This window comes from Eubacterium sp. AM05-23 (genome assembly GCF_003477535.1).
GTDB lineage: Bacteria > Bacillota > Clostridia > Eubacteriales > Eubacteriaceae > Eubacterium > Eubacterium maltosivorans.
Genome location: NZ_QUDF01000010.1, coordinates 115,648 through 134,345, shown reverse-complemented (window position 1 = coordinate 134,345; position 18,698 = coordinate 115,648). Strand labels below are relative to the sequence as shown.

Sequence of the window (18,698 nt, the reverse complement as noted above, 5' to 3'; positions counted from 1 at the left end):
ATTTTCGGAAAGAGAGGGATGAGAATGGCATTTATTGAGATGAAACAGGTGAGCAAAAGCTTTGGAAGCGTGCAGGCTTTAAACCGGCTGGACCTGGATATTGAGCAGGGATCAATCTGCGCACTTCTGGGCCATAACGGCGCGGGAAAGACTACCACGCTCCGTCTGATGCTGGGGCTGCTGTCACCCGACAGCGGGGAGGTCGCGGTCAGCGGGCTGAATCCGGGGACAGACGGCGATGAGGTCCGCCGGCTTTGCGGTGTACTGTCGGAAGATACGGGTCTGTACGAGCCTCTGAGTGTCTATGACAACCTGAGCTATTTTGCAAGGCTTTACGGCATGAAGCGCCGGGACTACGACGCGCGGATTGACACATTGCTCGCGCGTTTTGATATTTTGGATAAGAAAAACCTGGCGGTCAAGGGCTTCTCCACTGGGATGAAGAAAAAGGTGGCACTGGTCCGCGCTTTACTCCACCGCCCGCGGCTGCTGCTTCTGGACGAGCCCACAAACGGGCTGGACCCGGTGAGCATTGAGCGTCTGCGCTCCATGCTTAAGGAGCTGGCTGAGGAAAATGGCGCCACCATTGTCCTGACCACCCACAACCTGAGTGAGGTGGAGCGGATAGCAGACCAGATTGCCATTCTGCGCCAGGGCAGAAACATCTTTACCAACACCCTGGACACCCTGCGGCGTGAAACCGGTGGCGGCAGCTTTGATCTGGAGCGGCTGTATATGAAAATTGAAGGGCAGGCGGACGAAGATGGACGGGATTAGAGCAGTCTGTGCCCAGCAGTGGCGTCTGGCCCTTAAAGACAGCGGCACGCTGGTATTCTATGCCTGCGGAGCCTTCGCTATCGGTGGTCTGCTGCCGCTGTGGCAGTCCGCTGGCCCATTTGTGCTGAACACTATGGTGCTGTACCCACTGTTTCTGCTTAAGCAATGGGCTTCGGAGTCGTTTGCGGCCGAAAAGGAAACACGGACCCTTGAGAGCCTTCTGTCCACGAGTGTGGACAAGAAACAGCTGATGTTGGGAAAGGGCGCCTTCTGTCTTGGCGCCTCGGGCGCCAGCTTTTGTTTAAGTCTGGCGCCGCTGCTCATTTTAAAGGCTGCTGCGGGCGCCCTGCCCGGCGTCACTGGAATGATGCTGTCTGCTGTGGCTGGACTTTTTATCCTGAGCGCAGTGTGCCTGACACTGACGGGGCTGTATGCTTCGGCAGTCTCCTCCGATGTCCAGGAGGCCGGCAGCCGCGGCCTGCGTTTTTTTATCCCTGTTGTTTTTTGTCTGGCCGTACTGCTGACACTGGTGTACCAGAGCCAGACTGAGGCGGCAGTGTTCCTGAGCGCGGTGTTTCTGCTGTTCATGGTTCTGATCTCTGGCTGTATGCTTTGGCGGCTGAAGCAGCTGAATCGGGGCGATATTCTGGCAGATAACAGCGGAAAGGCTCTGGCAGGGGATGGATACCGGCGGGATACCCGCAGCCAGAGCCTGATGGTTTTGGGGCATGAATGGCGTTATTTTAAAGCGCTGGGGCGTTTCAAGTTCAGCCTTTTAATTTTTACGCTGGCGCCGGCCGTTTTTCTCGTCCTCTGGGACTACTTCTTTGGCGGAGTCAACGCCTATGCAGCTTTGGCGGTTTTAAGCCTGGGAACGGCCCGGATTACGGTGAACCTGACAGCCTACACCATCGGTGGTGAACGGGCTTACAAAACCTTTGAGTCCCTTTTGTCCACGCCAATCGGCACAGGAGCGCTGTTTTTGGGGAAGGGACTGCTGGCCCTTCTGTTTTCACTGGTCGTCAGCGTTGTTTCGGCCCTGCTGGTGCTTGCCGCTTCTGCCCTTATCGGCAGGGAAACACTGTTTTCGCCGGACCAGTGGATACTTCTGGCCGCAGGAATGCTGTTTAGCCTTCTGATGACCTATGTCACCGGACTTGCAGCCATGCTGATGAAAAAGCCGCGGCAAGGGCTGTATGTGGCGTCGGTTCTGAGCTTTCTGGCTGCGGTACCGGCTTTGGCGGTCTGGCTGCTGCCAGGCAGCCCGCTGATCTGGTCTTCAGGCAGCCTGCTTTTGCTGTTGGCTGTAGATCTGCTGCTGGCCGGGTTTGTCCACAGAAGAATAGGCCGGGAACAGCTCATGCGGTGTATTTAAAAAAGAGGTGGGGTGCAGAACGCACCCCACCTCTTTTGGGATATGAGCAGAAAAACAGCGCTGTCTGGCATGCGCTTTCAAAGGGTTCGTTACGGGTACACCCGCACGTAATTGTCCGGCAGGGCGTCGAAGAACATGATGCCCAGGCAGTCAACGCCTATATGGACGGTCAGAGCACTGCCGGCGCCGGCTTCGGGCGTCAGGAAGTGCTTAGTGCCAAATTCTTTGGTCATGTATTTCTTGACCTTTTCCTGGAGCTCGGGCGCGGTGCTGTTGATCATGCCCACGATCTGATCCTTATCGGCCATACGCTCGTCGATGGAGGCCATCATTTTCTTCAGGGCCTTTTTCTGGCCGCGGACCTTGTCGAAGGCCAGGATCTGCCCGTCCTTAAAATAAAGGATCGGGACGATTTTGAGCATCTCACCGATAAGGGCCACATTTTTGCTGATACGGCCGCCCTGGGCCAGCCAGCGGATATCGCCCACCATGAAGAAGATCTGAATATGCTCTGCCAGAAAGCGCATGCTCTCCACGATTTCCTCGTGAGGCTTATGCAGCTTGTCGAGCTTGAGGCCCTGGTGCAGGATCATCATCATGCCAGTGGTGGCGCATTTAGAGTCTACAATGCTGATTTTGCGCCCCGGGTATTTTTCCAGGAGCTCGGAGGCGATGAGGCAGGCAGTCTGGTAAGTTCCGGAGAGCCCGGAGGACAGAGCCAGATAGATGACGTCGTCGCCGTTTTTTAAGTGCTTTTCAAAGGTTTCCTGGTAGGCGAGGGCCTGAACCTGTGAGGTTTTTGGAAAGCTGGATGGATTGTTTTTAACAAAATTGATGACCATTTCGGGGGTAATATCAATACCGTCGTAATAGGTTTTATCATCAAGGGTGACCGGAATCGGCAGGGATTCAAACTCATAACGGCGCAGAATCTCTTCACTGATGTCACACATTGAATCCACAATAAACTTATTTCCCATGGTACCCCTCCTTTTTCAAATTTCTTCTACCATTTTAACATGGCAGGCCGCCTTTGACAATTGAGGGTTCTCAGGCTTAAAAGCATCTTAAATAAAAGGTTTCCTTGCGGCCGGCGGCTTATAATGGTAAAATGAACCGATGAGAAATTGTAATTTACAGAGGAGTCAACAACGTGGAATATTTAATTGATAAACTGGCACAGGAATTTAATATACGGCCAAAGCAGGTAGAGGAAACCGTGGCGCTCATCGACGCGGGCAACACCATTCCCTTTATCGCCCGTTACCGTAAGGAGGTCACCGGCAATCTGAGCGACGTTTTGCTGCGTGATCTGGACGCCCGCCTGACCTATCTCAGAAAGCTGCAGAAGCGCAAGGAAGAGATCGCGGGCAGCATTGAGGAGCAGGGCAAGCTGACGCCTGAGCTGAAAGCTGCCATCGACAAGGCAGCGACGCTGCAGGAGGCTGAGGATCTGTACCTGCCCTATAAGCAGAAGAAAAAAACCCGCGCTTCAGTGGCAAAGGAAAAGGGCCTGGAGCCTCTGGCCAATAAAATCTATTTGCAGCTTGACACAGAAGCGGCTCTGGCAGAGGACGCCAAAAACTACATTGACCCCGAAAAAGGCGTTGAAACCGCTGAGGAGGCCTTGCAGGGGGCCATGGATATCATCGCTGAAACCATTTCGGACAATGCGGATTACCGGAAGAAAATCCGCCGGATGGTAACGGAAAAGGGCGCGGTCAAGTCCACAGTCACCAAGGCCTTTGCGGATGAGAAGACAGAATTTGAAAATTATTATGATTATGGCGAGCCGGTTAAGAAAATCGCCAACCACCGGGTGCTGGCTCTGAACCGGGGCGAAAAGCGTAAGGTGCTGGCTGTGAAAATCGTGGACCCGGCAGAGGAAATCCTGGCTTACCTGAAGAAATCCATCCTCCGCGACAAAGCCAGCAGCTACCTGGTGAGCGCCATTGAGGACAGCTATAAGCGTCTGATTTTCCCGTCCATCGAGCGCGAGATCCGTACTGAGCTCAAGGAAAAAGCTGAAGAATCTGCCATTAAGATGTTTGCGCTCAATCTGAAAAAGCTTCTGCTTCAGCCGCCCTTTAAGGATAAAACCACCATGGGCTTTGATCCGGCCTTCCGTACTGGGTGTAAAATCGCGGTTCTGGACCCTATGGGCAAGCTCCTGGATACAGCTACAGTCTATCCGACCGAGCCGAAAAATGAGGTGGCAAAATCCGAAAAGATTCTGCTGGGCATGATCGAAAAATACAAGGTGGACATCATCTCCATCGGCAACGGTACCGCCTCCCGTGAATCCGAGCAGTTTGTGGCTGAGATGCTTAAGAAAACCGACCTCCCGGTGCAGTACATTGTGGTCAACGAAGCGGGTGCGTCGGTGTACTCGGCCTCGGAGCTGGGCGCTGAGGAATACCCGGACATCAACGTTTCCCTGAGAGGGGCCATCTCCATTGCGGGCCGCCTGCAGGACCCTCTGTCCGATCTGGTAAAGATCGATCCCAAACATATCGGAGTTGGCCAGTACCAGCACGACGTCAATCAGAAGGAGCTTGAAAAGGTTCTGGACGATACGGTGGAGGACGCGGTCAACAACGTTGGTGTCAACATTAACCGGGCGTCTGTGTCCCTCCTAAAGCATGTGGCAGGGGTCAACAAAACCATTGCGAAAAATATCATTGACTATCGTGAGCAGAACGGTAAATTCGGGAGCCGTAAGGAGATCAAAAAGGTCAAGGGGCTGGGTGCAAAGGCCTTTGAACAGTGCGCGGGCTTCCTGCGGATCGACGATGGGGACAATATTCTGGACAACACCGGTGTCCATCCCGAATCCTATAAAGCGGTTCAGAACTTACTGAAAAGTATGGGGCTGACCACCGCTGACCTGGAGGCAGATAAGCTGGCCGAAACGGTCACCCGGCTCAACGCTCTGGACATAAAGGCGACAGCGGCGATGCTGGAAATTGGTGAGCCGACTCTGCGGGACATCATCAAGGAACTGAAAAAGCCGGGCCGCGACCCCCGCGACTCCGCGCCAAAGCCACACCTTAAATCCGATGTTCTGAGCATTGAGGATCTGAAGCCAGACATGGAGCTGGTGGGCACTGTGCGCAACGTCATCGACTTTGGCGCTTTCGTGGATATTGGGGTGCACCAGGACGGTCTGGTCCACATCTCCCAGATCAGCGACCGTTATATCTCCCATCCCACCGATGTTTTATCCGTCGGCGACGTGGTTACCGTCAAGGTGCTGTCTGTAGATGTGGAGCGCAAGCGGATCGGTCTGTCTATGCTCATTTAACAAATTCTTAAAAAACTTGCCGTATTCGCAGAAATGTGGTAAATTATATTAAATTAAAAATTAAACGCTGGGTGTTCCTGTCGCCGGACAGGGACGCCGCTCTAAAGCGCTGATTTCTTACACCGTAGGCCATGGGGTGTGAGGAATCAGCGCTTTTATTTTTCAGGAGAAGAATATGGAAAAAACAGAAATAATTACAGGCCGTCTGCCAAAAATCTTTGTGCACTATGTGTCACTCAATGTCCTCAGTATGATTGGGCTGTCCTGCTATATTCTGGCAGATACAGTGTTTGTGGCAGGCGGCGTGGGCAACAGCGGCCTGGCGGCCCTGAATCTGGTGCTGCCGGCCTACAGCTTTATTAACGGCGCGGGCCTCATGCTTGGAATGGGCGGCGCGACCAGGTACGCGGTTCTGAGGGGAGAGGGACGGGATGCGGCGGCGGACAGGGTCTTTACCCAGGCGCTGGCGCTGGGAGCGGCCATAGGATGTGTGCTGACGCTGACTGGCTTTTTTTTCACACCTGCCCTTGCCAGACTGCTGGGGGCAGAGGGTGCGATCCTCCAGCTTTCAGTCCGATACCTGAGGACGATCCTGCTTTTCTCATGCGCTTTTATGATCAATAATATTCTGGTCTGCTTTATCCGCAATGACGGAAGCCCCCAGCTCTCCATGGCAGCTATGCTGACAGGAAGCTTCAGCAATATTGTGCTGGATTATGTTTTCATCTTTCCTATGGGGCTGGGGATGTTTGGAGCGGCTCTGGCAACAGGGCTGGCGCCAGTGCTCAGTATGCTGATGCTGTCCCTGCATTTTATACGGCGGCAGAACCACTTTCGGCCAGTGGCGTGCAGGCCAAAAATAAGGACAATGCAGGAGATTTTGGCAATAGGACTGCCGTCCTTTGTCACAGAGTTTTCCTCTGGGATCATTATCCTGCTGTTTAACTTTACGATCCTGCGCTTGTCCGGCACTGTCGGCGTGGCGTCCTATGGAGTGATCTCAAACATTGCGCTGATTGCGGTGGCGGTTTTTACCGGGATCGCCCAGGGCATACAGCCCATTATCAGTGTAAATTACGGCGCAGAAAAGACAGAGCGTGTATGGTGGGCCTACGGGGCGGCAATTCTGCTGGGGGTAATTTCAGGGCTGCTGTTCCTGGTGTTCGGGCTTCTGGCGGCAGAGGACATTGTGGGCATATTCAACCGGGAGGGAGATATGGAGATGACCCGGATTGCCTCAGCCGGTATTCACTTGTATTTTATGGCTTTTCTGTTTATGGGGGCCAATATTGTGACGACCTCATTCTTCGCCTCCATCAACCGTCCGGGGCCGTCCTTTGCGGTTTCCATCCTCCGTGGCCTGGCCGCTGTGGTGGTCTTTTTGCTTGTTCTGCCGCCTGCTCTGGGTGTGGACGGTGTGTGGCTGACCATTCCGGCCGCAGAGCTGACCACGCTTTTTATTTCAGGGATCCTTTTATACCGCGCAAGGCTAGAAAATAAAAAAATTCATTGACAAAGCATTAAATTTCTTATAAAATATTACATTTATGTTTTATTTATGGTATAATGAAAGCAGCAATTATGATTGAGGTGTATATAATGTACGAAATCGGCGATAAAATTGTATATCCAATGCATGGTGCAGGTGTGGTCAAAGACATCGAGGAAAAAGAAATTTTTGACACCACCCAGATGTACTATTTAATGGAAATTGTATCTGAGGGAATGGAAATCCTGATTCCTGTAGACAAAGCGGACGAGGTTGGTGTACGTGATATAGTAACATCCGATGTCATTGAAAAAATGCTCGACAGCCTTGAGGGGCCGAGCGACCAGATGAACGGCAACTGGAGCAAGCGGTACCAGGATAATATGGATATCCTGAAAAGCGGCGATATTTTTGACGTTGCCAAGGTCGTGAAAAACCTGACGCTGCTGGACCGGAAAAAGGGACTTTCAACCGGAGAGAAAAAAATGCTGACCTCCGCCAGAAACTTTCTCATCAGTGAGATGGTGCTGGTACAGGGCAGGAGCAAAGAAGAATCGCTTCAGGTTATAGAAGAAAAAATTTAGCGCGATCTGGACGCGTAAGGCGATGATTTAGAAAAGAGTTGTCATTTATGACAGCTCTTTCTTTGTATGATGCTTTTGGTTTAACAGATTTTTAAGGCTAATCGTGATATAATAAAAATATTATGAATGGAAAGGAGGTGAACATGAAATGCTGCAAAAATTTTTAAGAGTATGTTTTTCGATTTTGGGCGTTCTGCTGGGGAGTGCTCTGGCACAGATGGTGATCATCAATGAGTGGATTCAGGCGACTCTGCGCATCCAATTTACACCGGAAATCGAGCTGGGAACTTATATTGTTATTATGGTTTTATGTGGACTTATCTTTTTTATTTTCTTCCCTCTTATACTCAAGGGGGTTAAAAATCTTACCAAAATGGTGGAAGCCAGTATGGAAGATGTCCGGCTCGTCGACATTGCTCTGGGCGTCGGAGGTTTGGTGATCGGCCTGATCATCGCAATGCTGATCAGCTTTGCTTTTTATCAGATCCCGTTTCCGTGGGTCAGCAGCCTTCTGACTGCAGTGATCTATATCGTCCTGGGTTACCTGGGCTTTACTCTGCCAGTTAAGAAAAGAGACGATATTGTGGCTGCGATTCAGTCAGGAAAAAAGGACCGGGACAGCGCTGCCTCAACCCGGAAGATCTCAAAGAAAAAGAACAATGCTGCGGCCAAGGTGCTGGACACCAGCGTGGTTATCGATGGCCGTATCTACGATATCTGCAAGGTCGGGTTTATGGAGGGGCCGCTTATCGTCCCGGTCTTTGTGCTCAATGAGCTTCAGCTCATCGCGGATTCCTCGGATGATCTCAAGCGTAACCGCGGACGGAGAGGCCTGGATATCATCAACAAGATGCAGAATGATCTGGACGTACCGGTACAGATATCTGAGGAGGATTACGACGATATTCAGGAGGTTGACGCCAAGCTGGTGCGGATGGCCAAGGAAACCAAATGTAAAATCCTGACCAATGATTACAATCTGAACAAGGTAGCAACGGTTCAGGGCGCCGAGGTTTTAAATATCAACGAGCTGGCCAACGCCGTGAAGCCGGTGGTGCTGCCCGGTGAGGAGATGAAGGTGCTGCTGGTAAAAGCCGGCAAGGAATCCGGTCAGGCGGTTGCCTACCTGGACGACGGCACCATGATCGTTGTGGAAAACGGCAGGAAGTATATCGGTGACAACATTACCGTGATCGTCACCAGTATCCTGCAGACCGCCGCAGGACGGATGATCTTTGCGAAGCCGAGAAAGTGAAATAGCGGCTTAAATGCGCCCGTGAATACCTGAGATGTCCGGCCTTGACGGAAGCATCGGAACACAGGAGCGCATGGCTTGGCAAAAGTTGGAAAATTTACAAAGTCAATGGATTGTACACCTAATACTGTCCGAAGATTAAACCACACCCGGTTCGATTTCAAAAGGCACACCTCTGGTGTTGCCTTTTGCATGAGAGAGGGTGTTTTTAATCTTCGGACAGCGGCAGTTTTATCTGCCTGGTCAGTCCTTTGACGGCAGTTATAATATATTACAATGGAGATGAAACATGCAGATACCAGAGGCCTTTAAAGAAAAAATGCGGGGAATTTTGAGCGATGAGGATTATGAAAAGCTCATGACTTCTTATGATGGGACAGTGAACAAGGGCATCCGGACCAATACGCTGAAGTGCACACCGGAGGAGATGGCCCAGAAGACGCCCTTTGAGCTGGAGCCTGTGGACTGGTGCCCAACAGGATACTACATTGACAGTGATATTCGTCCAGGCAAAAATCTAGCTTACTACGCGGGGCTGTACTATGTGCAGGAGCCCACAGCCATGACCTCAGCCGAGGCCCTCGCTCCGGAGCCGGGGGACTGGGTGCTGGACCTCTGTGCCGCGCCTGGCGGAAAATCGACCCAGCTGGCCTGTAAGCTTGAGGGCCAGGGGCTGCTGGTGGCCAATGAGCTGGTGAACAACCGGGCCGAGATCCTCGCCAGCAACGTGGAGCGTATGGGCGTAGCCAACGCCCTGCTGTTTAATGAATTCCCAGAACGCCTGGCGGCGCGGTTTCACGAGCGTTTTGACAAAATTTTGGTGGACGCGCCCTGCTCCGGTGAGGGCATGTTCAGAAAGGACAACGGGGCGGCTGAGGAGTGGAACCCGGAACGGGTGGTGAACTGCGCGAAACGCCAGCTGAAGATTCTGGAGAGTGTGGACAAGCTGCTGAAGCCGGGAGGCATCGTAGTCTATTCGACCTGTACCTTCTCGCCCGAGGAAAACGAACAGGTCATTGAAGATTTCCTGGGAAATGAGCGATACGAGCTGATGGACATTGATCTCAGAGGGCTTAACGACCGGGGACGGCCGGAGTGGTCAGAAAAAGGGACGCCAGCGCTCACAAAGACCCTCCATGTCATGCCCTTCCACGTCCGGGGCGAAGGCCATTTTATCGCGAAGCTTCGCAAAACAGCGGCATGCCCATTGGAGAAAGAACCCCTTAAGCTCAAGGGAAAATCCCGGCTGAAGCCAGCCGGACGCAGAGACCTGAACGATTATGAGACCTTTGCCAAAGCGTATCTGAACCGGCGGTTTGGCAACCTGCATCTGCAGGGGGATCAGGTCTACAGCCTGCCCGAGGGCATCACACTGCGGGACATTGAGGGGTTAAAGGTACTGCGCCCGGGCATTCACCTGGGCACCCTTAAGAAGAACCGTTTTGAGCCGTCCCACACCCTGGCCATGGTGCTGAGACCTGAGGACTTTAAAACCATCTACACCGTGAGGGATGAGGAGGAGGCCTACACCTATCTTAAAGGCGAACCCATCACCGGGACAGACCTTAAGGGCTGGGTGCTGGTCTGCTTTGGAAAATGGCCTCTGGGCTTTGGAAAAGCCAGCCAGGGTATGATCAAAAACCACTTCCCCAAGGGGCTGCGCATTCGGAAAAAATAAAAAAGCTCTTAGAAAAGGCATGCTCAAAAGGCTCAAAACTCGAAATATCCGTGGTTTTGAGCCTTTTGAGCATGCCTTTCTAGAATTAAATTTGTTTTTATAATCTTTAAAATAAATATGTAAACGGTTAAATATATATAACAAGATATATATATTTAACAAGCTCCACTGCGCATTTTCATTTTTTATTATGATTGAAGAACCCATGCTCAAAAGACTCAAAACGCCATTTGCCGGTCGTTTTGAGTCTTTTGAGCATGGGGACAGAAAAAATAAAATTTGGACGCGGCTTAAAGCCCCGCCTGTTTCCCACTGGCTTTTTCATGATTGATCTTTTTTACCGCCAGCACGAACAGCACAAAGCCGATGACAAACAGGAAGGAGATGGAGATGATGCCATAGCGGGAGTGGCCCGTGAGCTGGGTGACAACGCTGACGAGCAGGGTGCCGGTAAAGGCCGCGCCCTTGCCGAAAATGTCGTAAAAGCCAAAGTACTCGGCAGATTTCTCCTTGGGGATGATCTTGGCAAAATAGGAGCGGGACAGAGCCTGGATTCCCCCCTGAAAGATAGCGACACAGACCGCCAGAAACCAGAATTCCCACGCCTTATCCAGTTGAATGGCAAAGAGGGCGATGAAAAAATAGCCGATGATCCCAACGCAGATCAGCTTCTCAGTTTTGACCTTTTTCGAGAGCCAGCCAAACAGGAGCGCGAAGGGGAAGGCCACGATCTGGGTGAGCAGCAGAGCCATCAACAGGTCGTTGTCGCCCACACCCACATCTTTACCATAGGAGGTTGCCATTTCGATGATGGTGTAGACACCGTCGATGTAGAAGAAAAACGCCACCAGGAACAGCACAATGTTTTTATCCTGACGGATATTTTTAATGGTATGGCCCAGGCGCACAAAGCCCTCTTTTACCGGATTGGACACGTGTCCCACAGAAAATTTCTGCTGATAACCTCTGAGCAGAGGGACTGTCATCAACACCCACCACACCGCGGTGATGACAAAGGAAATGGACGTTGCCAGCTGGGTACTGATGCCAATGCTTCCGGCAAAGAGCACCAGGAGCATGCAGGCCGCAAAGGGTATACAGCTGCCGATATAGCCAAAGGCGTAGCCCACGCTTGAGACCTCGTCCATGCGGTCATCGGTGGTAACGTCGGTGAGCATGGAGTCGCAGAAAATAAGGCTGCCGTTATAGCCGATTTTGGCAACGACAAACATGACGAGAAAGAGCAGCCATCCCATTGGAATCCCGAGGGCTACGCATCCCGCGGCCCCCACGCCCAGCGACAGGAGAAAGAGACGCTTCCGGTAGCCGCTGGTATCCCCGATGGTGCCGAGAATGGGCCCCAGTATTGCCACGATCAGGGTGGAAAGGGAGGTGGCGTACCCGAAATAAGCGGTCGAGTCCGCCATGGAAACTCCGGCGGCGGAGGCAATGTTTTTAAAATAAATGGGTATAATGGTAGAAACCAGCATGACAAAGGCTGAGTTGCCCACATCGTACAGGATCCAGGCTTTTTCGATTTTAGAAAATCTCATAGGAGTCCCCTTTTTTTGTTCTTTAAGTTTATTATAAAGAAAAAAAGGGAAAAAAGCTATCTTTTTATGTTAAAAGTATGTTAGAGAACGACCGGCTAAAAATTATCTTGACGATATTAATAAAATATAATATAATAATATTATAAAATTATAATATACGAATAAAGGAAGTCGATCAATGGATAAAAAAAGGCAGCAGGAAAACGAGCAGGCCGCCGGGATTTTAAAGGCGCTGGCCCACCCGGTGCGGCTGTGTATGGTGCGGGGGCTCATGGAGAGAGGCCGCAACAATGTCTCTTATATGGAGTCCTGTCTGGATGTGTCCCAGTCGGGGATTTCCCAGCATTTGTCCAAGCTCAAGGCAGCTGGCATCGTGCGCGGAACCCGCGAGGGAAATGAAATTTACTACGAGCTCTGTAATGAACAGGTTAAAGAAATTGTAGAAGTTCTATTCAAGGAGGAACAACAATGAAAAAAATTCTGATTGTCGGTGGTGTAGCCGGCGGTGCAACCGCTGCGGCACGTTTGAGACGCTTGAGCGAAGAGGACGAAATCATTCTCTTTGAACGCGATGAGTATATTTCCTTTGCAAACTGCGGTCTGCCCTACTATATCGGGGATGTGATTAAGGACCGCAGTAAGCTGCTGGTGCAGACCGTGGCCGGAATGTCCAAGCGTTTTAATCTGGATATCCGCAATTTCAGTGAAGTGGTTTCCGTCGACCGCACAAACAGCACCGTAAAGGTTAAAAACACCAAAACCGGTGAGGTTTATACTGAAACTTTTGACCACCTGATCCTGTCTCCGGGCGCTAAGCCTATTGCTCCACCGATTCCGGGACTGGCTGAGGCGGACAGCATTTTCACTCTGCGCAACGTGGCCGATACGGATAAGATCAAAGCCGAGGTGACCGAGCGGAAGCCTAAACGTGCCGTGGTGGTAGGCGGCGGCTTTATCGGCATCGAAATGGTTGAAAACCTGCGGGATCTGGGCATTAATGTAACCCTGGTCGAAAAGCTGAACCAGGTATTAAAGCCTCTTGACTACGAAATGGCACAGATTATCCATCAGGAGCTGAACGCCCACGGCGTCAATGTGATCCTGGGCGACGGCGTCGACCATTTTGAGGACGCTGGCAAAAGAGTCGTGCTGGAAAGCGGCATGAAGCTGGACGCGGATATGGTGATCCTGGCCATCGGAGTGGCGCCGGAAAACAAGCTGGCAAAGGACGCCGGCCTAAAGCTGGGGCCACGAGGCCACATCGTCACCACTGAAACCTACGAAGTCATGGATGGCGAAAGCGGTGAGGTCATTAAAAATATCTACGCCATCGGAGACGCCATTGAGGTCCGCGATTTTGTGGACGGCTCCCAGACCGCTGTGCCGCTTGCGTGGCCAGCCAACCGTCAGGGCCGCACCGTAGCGGACCATATCAACGGTATTCCCTTTAAAAACCATGGCATTCAGGGAACCTCTGTAGCCAAGGTCTTTAACAAAGTTTTCGCCACCACCGGTAACAACGTGGGACAGCTGCGGGCAAAAGGACTGCCATTCCAGCAGATTCACGCCCATCGCGGTAACCATGCGGGCTACTATCCAGACTCCACAAATATCGCATTAAAGCTCATTTATGATCCTAAGACATTAAAAATTATGGGCGCCCAGGCTGTGGGCCAGGAAGGCACTGAAAAGCGTATTGACGTCATTGCCTCTGTGATGAAGATGGGCGGCACGATCTACGACTTACAGGACATGGAGCTGTCTTATGCGCCGCCCTTTTCAGCCGCAAAGGATCCGGTCAACATTTTGGGCTACATTGCCCAGAACATCGACGAGGGCGTCTACAAAACCGTTGAGTGGGACGAAATTGACGACATCATCGCGGGAGGCGGATATCTGCTGGATGTCCGCACGCCGGTCGAATTTGGTGCCGGTCATGTAGAAGGCTCCCACAATCTGGAACTGGATACCCTGAGAGACCATATCGACGAGATTCCAGTGGGAAAGGATGAGCCCCTGTATATTACATGCCAGGTGGGCCTGAGAGGTTATCTGGCCATTCGTATCCTGGAGGATCATGGCTTTACCAATCTTTATAACCTGGCTGGCGGCTACAATACCTATAAAACCGGTCACTACAAGCTGGCAGAGCCAAGCTTTGACGTGGAGGACTCTCAGCCGGGGGAGCCAGAAGCCCCCAAGGGGGCGAAAGCAGACGTAAACCCTATTAAAACAGTGGATGTGACCGGGCTTCAGTGCCCCGGCCCGCTGATGGCAACCTATAAGGCTGTGAGTGAGGTAAAAGAAGGCGAGCTGGTACAGACCATTGCTACCGATTTTGGTTTTGTACAGGATGTGGAATGCTGGTGCAAAACCAATGGACACACCCTTATTTCCCAGGAAACCATGGGAAATAAATACATTGCCACTATCCGGAAGGGCGGCGGCGCCTCTGCCTGCGGTCTGGCTGCAGCCGCTCCGGCGGTTCAGAAAAACGCCACCATGGTTGTGTTTGACGGTGAGCTGGATAAAGCCATTGCAGCCATGATCATCGCCCAGGGCGCAGCAGCCCAAGGCAAGGATGTGACCTTGTTTTTTACCTTCTGGGGCCTGAACGTGCTGCGTAAGCCGAAGGCGCCAAGGGTAAAGAAGAATCTGATTGAAAAAATGTTTGGCCTGATGATGCCAAAGGGCGCCAGGCGGCTGCCTTTATCCAAAATGAATATGCTGGGGATTGGGCCTGCCATGATCAAAAGCATCATGAAAAAGAAAAATGTGGACGACATCGAAACCATGATTCACAAGGCTCAGGCCGCCGGGGTACGCTTTATTGCCTGCACCATGAGTATGGAGCTCATGGGGATTAAAAAGGAAGAGCTCATTGACGGCATTGAGTACGCGGGCGTCGGTACCTATATCGCCAGCAATGAAAACGCCGGAACCACCTTATTTATTTAACAGCACAATGCACGAAAAAGCCACTGCAGATTTTGCAGTGGCTTTTATTGTTGCTGCCAGTAAAAATTAAAAGCGTATACCAGGGGATCATAACCGGGTCAGGCTTTTCAGACCTCAATCTCGATGGAAACCGGGCAGTGGTCAGAGCCGGTGACATCGGTGTGGATGGCCGCGTCTTTGACCATGCCGATGGCGTTGTCGGACACAAAGAAATAGTCGATGCGCCATCCGGCGTTGTTGGCCCGGGCATTAAAACGGTAGGACCACCAGGAGTACTCAATGGTATCTGGATGCAGGTGACGGTAAGTATCCACATAGCCGTTTTCAAAGAAATGGTCAAGCCACTCGCGCTCCATAGGCAGGAAGCCCGAGCGTTTGGCGTTGGATTTGGGGTTCTTCAAGTCCATCTCGGTATGTGCAGTGTTGACATCGCCGCAGATGATGACCTTTTTACCCTGGTCTACCAAGGCGTTGACATCCTTTAAGAAACAGTCATAAAAATCCATTTTAAACTGAAGACGCGCATCATCCTTCTGACCGTTGGGAAAGTAAATATTAAAGAGGGTGAACGCCGGATATTCCATGATAATGGTACGGCCCTCATGGTTGAAGCGGTCATCGGACAGTCCGGTGGTGATTGAGATGGGTTCTTCTTTATAGTAAACAGCAGTGCCGCTGTAGCCTTTGCACTCAGCAGAGTGGAAAAAGCTGTGGTAGCCGGGAATGCCCTTGATGTCCTCGCTGATCTGATCCTCAGAGGCCTTGACCTCCTGAAGACATAAAATATCGGGCTGGGCGGCTTCGACCCATTCGGTAAAGCCCTTTTGTGCCACCGCCCGGATGCCGTTGACGTTCCAGGAATATAGTTTCATATCAATGCTCCTTTATCGATTTTTCATTGTTTTTTTGGTATAATGTAATTTATTATAACACAGAATCATTAGCAGTGAGTCAAGAAATGTACGGGAGATGAAAAAATGAACTATGTCATCGGGATTGACGGCGGCACCACCAAAATAAAGGCAGTTCTTTTCGATACCACAGGCCATGAGATCGAGACTGTGGCTGCACCCAGCGATATGATCGAGGACGGTGTACGTAAGGAACTGGATATGAATTTCTTCTGGGAAAAAACAGCGGCCTGCGTGCGCCTGCTGATGGAGAAGGGCCCTGCAAAGCCTGAGGATATCCTGGCAGTCGGGGTGACCGGACAGGGTGAGGGGCTGTGGGCTCTGGATAAAAACAACCAGCCAGTGGGCAGAGCAATTTTGTGGAATGACGGACGCGCCCATGAGGAAAACTGGGCTGTCAATGAAAAAACACCGGGGATCGGCAAGCTGGTGCACCGAAATCTGGGCACGCCGGTGGGGGCTGGGAGCCCCCTTCTGCTGCTGCGGTGGACCAAGGATAACCGCCCGGATGTGTACCGGCAGATTCAGACTGTGTTTTTCGCAAAGGACTGGCTGCGGTACTGTATGACGGATAAAATAGCCACCGACCCCACCGACGGAGGCGCCGCCTATTTAAAACTTATCGACGGCGCGCCGGCCAAACAGGCTCTGACTGTGCTCAGTCTGTCCGAGGTGGAAAACAACATCCCTGAGGTATTGTCTTCCGATACGGTTGCCGGGGCGTTGACAGCGGCCGCTGCGGAAAAGATGGGCTTACGGACCGGAATCCCGGTGGTCACCGGGGCCTTGGATGTGGTCGCCTCAGCGGTAGGCACTGGTGCGGTGAGCGTGGGTGACGCCGCAGTGGTATTGGGCACTACCTGCGCTGTGGAACAGGTGCTGCGGCTCCATGACTGTGATGTGACACGCTGCCGCAGACACTACCTGCACCACGTGCAGAAGAATCTGGCCATAGATTTGTCCTCCACCATAAACGGCATGGAAAATGTCGAATGGATGATGCGTGAGATTGCCAGAAGCGCCAATTACCGGGTGGTCGAGGGCCTTATCGAGGATACCCGTCCGGGAAGCGGCGGGGTTATTTACCATCCTTATCTGTCCGCTGCCGGTGAGCGGGCTCCTTTTCAGCATCGAGATGCCAGCGCCAGCTTTTTTGGGGTGAACTCAGGAACGACCAAGGGAGATCTTATGCGCGCGGTATACGAAGGCCTGGCTTTCTCGGTTCGTGACTGTCTGGAGGGCGGCAGCTATGGTGAGCGCCTGCTGCTGTCTGGCGGCGGCGCAGGAAGCGAGACACTGTCCCAAATGATCGCCGATGTGACCGGACAATCCGTTGTGGTTACTAAGGGCTCCGAGTTCGGAGCACTGGGGGCAGCCATGACGGCCGGGGTCGCCATTGGCCTCTTTGAGAGCGTGGGTGACGCCGCTGCTAAATGCTGCCGGCTTAAAAAGATATACAAACCCCGCCAAAATGAGATGTACGAAAAGGGCTATACCTTCTACCGCGAGCTCAGAGCTGCTTTCGGGCCGTTGTGGGAACGACGGACGGAGATTTTTGGGAAATAAAAGTAAATTAAATAAATAAAGGCAATTTTTATGAATAAAAAGTCTGATGTGCGTTTTTGTGCATTAGGCTTTTTATTTTGCGCTTTTTAGGGCTAAAAAGATAAAATCAGAACTATTACCTTAAAAAAATGGTGAGAAAATGTAATATTACTTGACAAATGTAAGGAAACGGTGTAAATTATATTCATGAAATACATTTGTAAAATAAAAATACAAATGTAACGCAATTGAAAAATAAGTGGACATATGTAATAATGAAAAAAATATGGACACTTATTTGGAGGTTGCCATGGAAGATAAAAATCTGTATATCAAGATCGCGCACTGGTATTATACCTTAGGCATGACGCAGGATGAGATCGCAAAGCGGCTTTCTTTTACAAGACAGCGTGTGAATCGGATCATCAGCTCCCTGAGGGATATGGGCATTGTCACCATAAAGGTTAACGGCTATGCTCAGGGAAATGTAGCGTATGAAGGGGCGATCGAGGAACATTTTGGTTTAAAAAGAGTAATCATTGCGGAATCGTATGATGGTGAGAGCAATTATCTGCCGTCGCTTGCAAATACGGCATCTCAGTATTTGGAGGATTACCTTCAGCCGGGTATGAGCATTGGGGTATCCTGGGGGGAAACGCTGGCGGCAACCATTTCGAACCTTTCTTTTAAAAGGCGGAGTGAGTGCACAGTGGTGCAGATGGTCGGAGCGCAAAACATTGACATGGATATGTTAAAGTCGGATGAAATCGCCCGGTCGCTGGCAGATAAGCTGGACAGTGTGTGTTATATACTTTACGCGCCAGTTGTTGTCGATCACGCGGAGACAAAGAGAATGTTAATGGAAGAGCGGACCATTCAAAAGTCCTATGAGCTCATGAGGCGCTGTGATGTGGCGCTCTTTGGGATCGGGCAGGTGAGCCGGGAGTCTACCATGTGTAAGCGTGGTCTGCTGAAGGTCGAGGACATTGACCGGCTGAGGCAGGACGGTTTTATTGGAGATGTCTGTGTGAATCCAGTAACCATTGATGGCCGCTGGCAGGATTGTTTTATCCGTGACCGTGTTATCAGCGCGAATATGGACATTCTGAAAAATATTCCGAATGTTGTGGCCATAGCTGGTGGGGAAGATAAGACCGAAGCTATCATCGGCTGTTTGGCCTCTGGGGTCATCGACACACTCATCACCACCGATATGACAGCAGAACGCATTGTGAGAACTCTTAGTTTGTAAAACTGGTTTGAACCACC

Annotated in this window: 14 protein-coding genes; 11 read left to right on the top strand and 3 right to left on the bottom strand. The window is 51.5% G+C overall.

The annotated features are described in order from the left end of the window. Nucleotides 1-24: 24 nt before the first annotated feature. Nucleotides 25-777 carry an ABC transporter ATP-binding protein gene (locus tag DW091_RS14625; protein WP_158577910.1) on the top strand — a complete coding sequence of 251 codons (753 nt, stop codon included), beginning with the start codon at nt 25-27 and terminating at the stop codon, nt 775-777. After that, the gene (locus DW091_RS14620) at nt 764-2,152 is read left to right on the top strand and encodes an ABC transporter permease (protein WP_118518515.1); all 1,389 of its coding nucleotides are present in this window, start codon (nt 764-766) and stop codon (nt 2,150-2,152) included. The genes DW091_RS14625 and DW091_RS14620 overlap by 14 nt, the downstream gene beginning before the upstream one ends. Before the next feature lie 89 nt (nt 2,153-2,241). Here the strand turns inward: DW091_RS14620 and DW091_RS14615 are convergent, their stop codons facing one another. Then, entirely contained in the window at nt 2,242-3,132 is an 891-nt protein-coding gene (locus DW091_RS14615; protein WP_096919150.1) for a DegV family protein, read from the bottom strand. A gap of 173 nt (nt 3,133-3,305) precedes the next feature. On the opposite strand from DW091_RS14615, the gene DW091_RS14610 reads away from it, so the two are divergent. From DW091_RS14610 to DW091_RS14590, 5 genes are all read left to right on the top strand, one after another. Next, nucleotides 3,306-5,456, top strand: coding sequence for a Tex family protein (locus DW091_RS14610; protein ID WP_118518514.1), 2,151 nt, complete (start codon nt 3,306-3,308; stop codon nt 5,454-5,456). A gap of 175 nt (nt 5,457-5,631) precedes the next feature. Further along, nucleotides 5,632-6,969: an MATE family efflux transporter gene (locus tag DW091_RS14605; protein ID WP_118518513.1), complete on the top strand. Its 1,338-nt coding sequence runs from the start codon at nt 5,632-5,634 to the stop codon at nt 6,967-6,969. 53 nt (nt 6,970-7,022) lie between these two features. Continuing rightward, on the top strand, nt 7,023-7,529 hold the full coding sequence (locus tag DW091_RS14600) for a CarD family transcriptional regulator (RefSeq protein ID WP_224168808.1): 507 nt from the start codon (nt 7,023-7,025) through the stop codon (nt 7,527-7,529). Between the two features lie 148 nt (nt 7,530-7,677). Beyond that, a complete protein-coding gene (locus DW091_RS14595) occupies nt 7,678-8,784 on the top strand; it encodes a PIN/TRAM domain-containing protein (RefSeq protein ID WP_058695970.1) in 1,107 nt (368 codons plus the stop codon). 289 nt (nt 8,785-9,073) lie between these two features. Beyond that, entirely contained in the window at nt 9,074-10,462 is a 1,389-nt protein-coding gene (locus DW091_RS14590; protein ID WP_118518512.1) for an RsmF rRNA methyltransferase first C-terminal domain-containing protein, read from the top strand. A 290-nt stretch (nt 10,463-10,752) separates the two neighbouring features. Here DW091_RS14590 and DW091_RS14585 read toward each other — a convergent pair whose 3' ends face one another. Further along, entirely contained in the window at nt 10,753-12,015 is a 1,263-nt protein-coding gene (locus DW091_RS14585) for an MFS transporter (protein ID WP_118518511.1), read from the bottom strand. A 178-nt stretch (nt 12,016-12,193) separates the two neighbouring features. On the opposite strand from DW091_RS14585, the gene DW091_RS14580 reads away from it, so the two are divergent. Further along, nucleotides 12,194-12,487 carry a metalloregulator ArsR/SmtB family transcription factor gene (locus DW091_RS14580; RefSeq protein WP_058695967.1) on the top strand — a complete coding sequence of 98 codons (294 nt, stop codon included), beginning with the start codon at nt 12,194-12,196 and terminating at the stop codon, nt 12,485-12,487. Next, a complete protein-coding gene (locus DW091_RS14575; protein WP_118518510.1) occupies nt 12,484-14,973 on the top strand; it encodes an FAD-dependent oxidoreductase in 2,490 nt (829 codons plus the stop codon). Before DW091_RS14580 ends, DW091_RS14575 begins: the two co-directional genes overlap by 4 nt. 107 nt (nt 14,974-15,080) lie before the next feature. Here DW091_RS14575 and DW091_RS14570 read toward each other — a convergent pair whose 3' ends face one another. Further along, nucleotides 15,081-15,845, bottom strand: a complete 765-nt coding sequence (locus DW091_RS14570) for an exodeoxyribonuclease III (RefSeq protein WP_118518509.1) — start codon at nt 15,843-15,845, stop codon at nt 15,081-15,083. Between the two features lie 105 nt (nt 15,846-15,950). Here DW091_RS14570 and DW091_RS14565 point away from each other — a divergent pair, with 105 nt between their 5' ends. Next, complete coding sequence (locus DW091_RS14565) at nt 15,951-17,450, top strand: FGGY-family carbohydrate kinase (protein ID WP_118518508.1); 1,500 nt, start codon at nt 15,951-15,953, stop codon at nt 17,448-17,450. A 289-nt stretch (nt 17,451-17,739) separates the two neighbouring features. Next, nucleotides 17,740-18,681, top strand: coding sequence for a sugar-binding transcriptional regulator (locus DW091_RS14560; RefSeq protein ID WP_058695963.1), 942 nt, complete (start codon nt 17,740-17,742; stop codon nt 18,679-18,681). Nucleotides 18,682-18,698 lie beyond the last annotated feature (17 nt).